Origin of the sequence: Aquimarina agarilytica ZC1 (genome assembly GCF_000255455.1) — a bacterium.
Lineage (GTDB): Bacteria > Bacteroidota > Bacteroidia > Flavobacteriales > Flavobacteriaceae > Aquimarina > Aquimarina agarilytica.
Genome location: NZ_JH621253.1, coordinates 63634 through 69453, shown reverse-complemented (window position 1 = coordinate 69453; position 5820 = coordinate 63634). Strand labels below are relative to the sequence as shown.

Sequence of the window (5820 nt, the reverse complement as noted above, 5' to 3'; positions counted from 1 at the left end):
CCTGCCATAAAATTATCGGCAGCTGCTTCGGCTGTGGTTACTATGGTTGCAGAATGTCCACCCGAGTATTCATTAATTTTTTCTATGGCCGCTAGTGTATTGCTTATATTTCCAATAACTATTTTATAGTCTAAAAATTCTTCATGCCAAATAGCATCATTAGGAATTACACTTACATTATTTTCCTCTGAAAAAGTAGCATCTCCTAAAATTTCTACATTTGATGCACGTAAGCGCTTCAACAACTCAGCTTCAAAAGCAACTTTATTTGGTAAATCTGTATCAATTAATACTTTATCTACCGCATTACAAGCTGAAATTTTAGCTGTTTTAGCATTTACAATTATATCGAGCGCCATTTGCTGATCGGCATGTTTATGCACATACACAAAATTATTTCCGCGCCCGCTGACAATGACTGGACATTGCGCATTTTCTTTCACAAATTGAATTAAACGCTCCCCTCCACGTGGAATTATTAAATCAATTCGCTGTGTTGGATTTTTTAAAAAGGCTTGTGTTTCTGTCCTATTATAATTTAAATACTCCACCCAAACTGTCGACACCTCATTTGCTTGTAGCGCTTTATGCCATAAATCCACAATAGCTAAATTTGAACGCAAACTCTCCTTACCTCCTTTTAGGAGAATTTTATTTCCTGATTTAAATGCGATACCTCCTGCCTCAATAGTAACATCTGGACGAGACTCATATATAATCATTACTGTTCCAAAAGAAGCCGTACGGTTGTATACTTGCATTCCATTATCATGAGTAAAGTGAAAACGCTCCACACCCACCGGGTCTTCTAATGCTGCTAACTGTCGTAACGATTCCACCATTCCCGCTATTTTTTCATCGTTTACCTTTAAACGATCTCCCATAGCTAAATCGGCACCATCATAACTATCCATATCTATTTTATTGGCACCTAAAATAGTTTGTGCATTATCACGAACCAATGTCATCATGGTTTTTAATACTGCGTTACGTTTATCTATACTTAGTATCATCTTATTATTTTTAGTTGTCGGTTGTAAGTTATGAGTTGAAAGACTATTATATAATCTTTTATCAACTAAAAACATATACTACAAACTAAACATCATTTTATTTTAGAATTTAAAAGAAGCTAACACTAATTTAGTAGTCAATCTAACTTCTTTAATTTCTTATTGCTTAACTTCTGAATTAACTACTTCTTTTACAGCTTCAATAAAAGCATCTATTTGCTCTTTTTGAATAGTCAATGGAGGTAAAATACGCAATAGATTCTTATTTTTTGCTCCACCTGTGAACATATGCTTCTCGTAAATCAATTGTTTACGTAATTCACCTACAGCCTCGCTAAATTCAACCCCTAACATCAAACCTCTGCCTTTTAAATTGACTACTCCGGGAATTTCTCTGGCTTTTTCCATAAAATATTCTCCAGTAATGGCCGCTTTTTGAATTAAGCTTTCTTTTTCCAACACATCCAACACAGCTATACAAGCAGCACATGCCAAATGATTTCCTCCAAAAGTAGTCCCTAACAAGCCATATTTTGATTTGATATGTGGTGCAATTAAAATTCCTCCAATAGGAAATCCATTCCCCATTCCTTTTGCCATTGAAATAATATCTGGTTCTATGTTATGATGTTGAAAACCGAAAAATTTTCCAGTTCTACCAAAACCAGATTGTACCTCATCCAGAATTAAACAAGTATCATGTTGTTTACATAACGTAGATAAACCTTGAAAAAATTCTGTCTCTGCTTGGTCTAAACCTCCTACTCCTTGTACTGGCTCTATAATTACCGCACAAACATCTCCTTTTTCTAACTCAGCCTCAACTATGCCTATATCACCTAATGGCAAAATAGTCACCTCTTGCTGTGCATTAATAGGTGCTATAATTGCTTTATTATCTGTTGCTGCTACTGCAGCAGAAGTACGGCCATGAAATCCATTTTGGAATGCCATAATTCTGTGTTTCCCATTATGAAAAGAAGCTAATTTTAGTGCATTTTCATTGGCTTCAGCTCCAGAACTACATAAAAACAATTCATAATCATCGCAATCTGATAATTTCCCTAGTTTATCTGCTAATTCTTTTTGTAAAGAATTTTGAACTGCATTACTGTAAAACCCAATTTGATCTAATTGAGTTTTTAATTTATTTACATAATGCGGATGGGCATGACCAATCGAAATTACGGCATGACCTCCATATAAATCTAAATATTCTTTTCCTTCCTTATCCCAAACTGTACAATCTTCTGCCTTTACAGGTTCTACATCATATAATGGGTATACGTCGAATAGTTTCATTTTTTTAGTTGTTAGTTGTTAATTGTTAGTTGTCAGTACAACTTCCAAAATAACCACATTATACTTCTTAAAAATTTTCTAACAGTGAAGCGATCTAAAATCTAACTTCTAATCACTATTTAAAAAGCCGAACTTTTTAAATTCAAGCCTGTTTTTTCGTCTAATCCAAACATTAAATTCATATTATGAATCGCTTGTCCGGATGCTCCTTTTATTAAATTATCAATTAAAGAAGTTACTAATACCATTCCATCCTTAACATCCACATGTAAAATACATTTGTTTGTATTGACTACTTGTTTTAATGCTATAGGAGTTTTTGAAATTACCGTAAACGCAGCATCCTTATAAAACTCTTGATATAACTCTACAGCATCGTCAAGTGTACCATCAAACTTTGTATACACCGTAGCATATATACCCCGACTAAAATTCCCCCTATTTGGTATAAAGAAAATTGGTTGGTTATGTGTAGATTGTAACTGCTTTGCACTCTGATTAATCTCACCTAAATGCTGATGAGAAAACACCTTATAACTCGAAAAATTATTATCTCTCCAACTAAAATGTGTGGTAGCTGAAGGAGATACTCCTGCACCTGTACTTCCTGTTGTTGCATTTACATGTACGGCTTCATTTATAACATTTGCATTTGCTAATGGTAATAAAGCCAATTGAATTGCAGTTGCAAAACAACCTGGATTCGCTATATTTTTGGCGTTTATAATAGCTTGCTTATTCAGTTCTGGTAAACCATACACAAAATCACGCCCTTTAAATTCCTTATCTGCTAGCAGACGAAAGTCATTTCCTAAATCGATCACTTTAGTTGATGCCGAAAATTCGTTGGCTTCTAAAAAAGCACGCGAACGTCCGTGACCTAAACACAAAAATAGCACGTCTACTTCTGGATTTATTTTATCGGTAAATAATAGTGTTGTATCACCTATTAAATCTGGGTGTGCTACATCTAATGGCTTGCCCGCATTGGTTGTACTAAACACAAAATCAAGCTCAGCATTTGGATGATTTACTAATAAACGCAATAACTCTCCGGCTGTATATCCAGAACCTCCAATGATTCCTATTTTTAATTTTTTCATAATAAAAGTACTGAGTACTGAGTACTGAGTAAAGAGCAAAATTTTATATTAAAAAACTTAGTACTCTTTACTTCTGTACTGTGTACTTGTTATTCAAACGTTTTATTTACATTATGGTAAATTTTATTTGCATTACCATAAATTTTAATAAACCCTTTAGCATCATCTGCTGTCCAACCCTCATTAACTTCACCGTATTGACCAAAATCAGATTTCATTAAATCAAAATCAGATTCAATCCCTACTAAACTAAAGTTATAAGGTTTTAATTCCACAATTACATCTCCGGTTACCGAACTTTGAGAACTTTCCAAAAATGCCTCTACATCACGCATTACAGGATCTAAATAATTTCCTTCGTGCAATAACATTCCGTACCAATTCGCTAATTGTTCGCCCCAATATTGTTGCCATTTAGTTTGTGTATGCTTTTCTAATAAATGATGCGCCTTTATAATAACCATTGGTGCCGCCGCTTCAAAACCTACACGACCTTTAATCCCAATAATAGTATCACCAACATGAATATCACGACCGATAGCAAATTGACTAGCTAATTCTTCTAATTTTTGAATATTTTTTACAGGACTCCCCTTTTCGCCATTTAAGCCTACTAACTCTCCTTTTTCAAAGTTTAGAACCACCTTTTCTGTATCCTCTCTTTTCAACTGACTTGGATAAGCTTCACTTGGCAAAGCTTGGTTAGAGGTTAAAGTTTCTGCTCCTCCAACACTTGTTCCCCAAATTCCTTTATTAATAGAATATTGCGCTTTTTCCCAAGAATATTCCACACCATAAGCTTTTAAGTAATCTACTTCTTCTTGGCGTGTTAACTTTAAGTCACGGATTGGTGTTATAATTTCAATCCCTGGTGCCAGAGTTTGAAAAATAACATCAAAACGAATTTGGTCATTACCCGCACCTGTACTACCATGAGCAATATATTTAGCTCCTACAGACTTGGCATACTCTATAACCTCGATAGCTTGAAAAATACGCTCTGCACTAACAGATAATGGATAAGTATTATTCTTTAATACATTTCCATAAATCAAATACTTTACTGCTTTTTCATAAAATTTATCTAAAATAGTAAGGTTTGCATGAGATTTACTTCCAATGGCATAAGCACGCTCTTCCGTATCTTTTAATTCTTGATCAGAAAAACCACCAGTGTTTACTAACACCGTATGCACTTCCATATTTTTTTCGTGCATTAAATATTTTACACAATATGTGGTATCCAAACCACCACTATAGGCTACTACTACTTTTTCCATATTTTCTTAGTACCGAGTATTAAGCACAAAGTAATAAGACTTTATTCTTGTACTTTAAAAATTACTCTTTAATTATAATATTATAAAAACTACATACTTTTACTAAGTACTATTGTTTTATCATTAATTGTTTAATTCTCTTTAGTCGTTTTATTACTTTCTCCTTAAACCAACTTTCTTCAATTTCATCAAACTTTTCATCATGAGCTTCTTTAGGGTCATATAACATCCCCGTACACATACACATTTTATACTCTTTTGATTTTAAAATTTCGAAATTAGTACATGTTTGACAGCCAGCCCAAAATTTTGGATCATCGGTTAATTCTGAAAAAGTTACTGGCTTGTATCCCAATTTTGAATTTATTTTCATGACCGCTAAGCCCGTTGTAATTCCGAAAATTTTAGCTTCAGGATACTTCTCCAAAGAATAATTAAAAATAAATTCTTTGATTTTTTTAGCCAAACCTTGCTTCCTAAAATTTGGATGTACGATAAGTCCAGAATGCGCCACATATTTCCCATGACTCCATGCTTCTATATAGCAAAAACCTGCAAATTCATTGTCTTTAATTGCAATCACTGCATTACCATCACGCATCTTTTTCTCAATGTATTCTGGTGTTCGTTTAGCAATTCCTGTACCTCTGTCTTTTGCAGAAGATTCGATTACTTTACAAATTTGGTCAGCAAATTTAAAATGACTTTCATTTGCTATGATAACTTTTACTTCGCTCAATATACATTAACTAAAGGCTTTTTAGCACAAAACTATAAGCCGAAATTTAACTTCATCCAATTCTATAAACAGAAACAACTATTAACTCGTTTCTTATTTATACTTTAAAATTAACTTGAAAGTGGAAAAGTAATGCTTTTCTCAAAATAGATTATACACCCCTAGGGGCGACGTATTGGAAAACGCACAACGATTCCTTTGATAACAAACATCAAAGTTGAAGAAATAATTGATATGTGGTTTCCTGTTTTCACCGAATTTTCCATAATAATTATTAACTCTAAATCGTCGGCCTAAGCCCCTTTCGTTAATATTAAGACCGCAAAATTACAATTAATTATGGATTTTAAGCTTTTTTTATAAAAAATTATTTGAGAATAACC

5 protein-coding genes are annotated in these 5820 nt (G+C 33.4%); all 5 read right to left on the bottom strand.

Annotation, left to right across the window (positions count from 1 at the left end; translation table 11 throughout):
• Positions 1–1013: glutamate-5-semialdehyde dehydrogenase (locus KQA_RS18615; protein WP_010179165.1), on the bottom strand; the 1013-nt coding region annotated here is incomplete at its 3' end.
• Positions 1014–1172: 159 nt separating this feature from the next.
• Positions 1173–2315, bottom strand: a complete 1143-nt coding sequence (locus KQA_RS0206170) for an aspartate aminotransferase family protein (RefSeq protein ID WP_010179163.1) — start codon at positions 2313–2315, stop codon at positions 1173–1175.
• A 119-nt stretch (positions 2316–2434) separates the two neighbouring features.
• Entirely contained in the window at positions 2435–3418 is a 984-nt protein-coding gene (gene argC / locus KQA_RS0206165) for an N-acetyl-gamma-glutamyl-phosphate reductase (protein ID WP_010179161.1), read from the bottom strand.
• An 89-nt stretch (positions 3419–3507) separates the two neighbouring features.
• On the bottom strand, positions 3508–4698 hold the full coding sequence (locus tag KQA_RS0206160; RefSeq protein WP_010179159.1) for an argininosuccinate synthase: 1191 nt from the start codon (positions 4696–4698) through the stop codon (positions 3508–3510).
• Between the two features lie 109 nt (positions 4699–4807).
• Positions 4808–5437, bottom strand: coding sequence for a GNAT family N-acetyltransferase (locus KQA_RS0206155; protein ID WP_010179157.1), 630 nt, complete (start codon positions 5435–5437; stop codon positions 4808–4810).
• Positions 5438–5820: the final 383 nt, after the last annotated feature.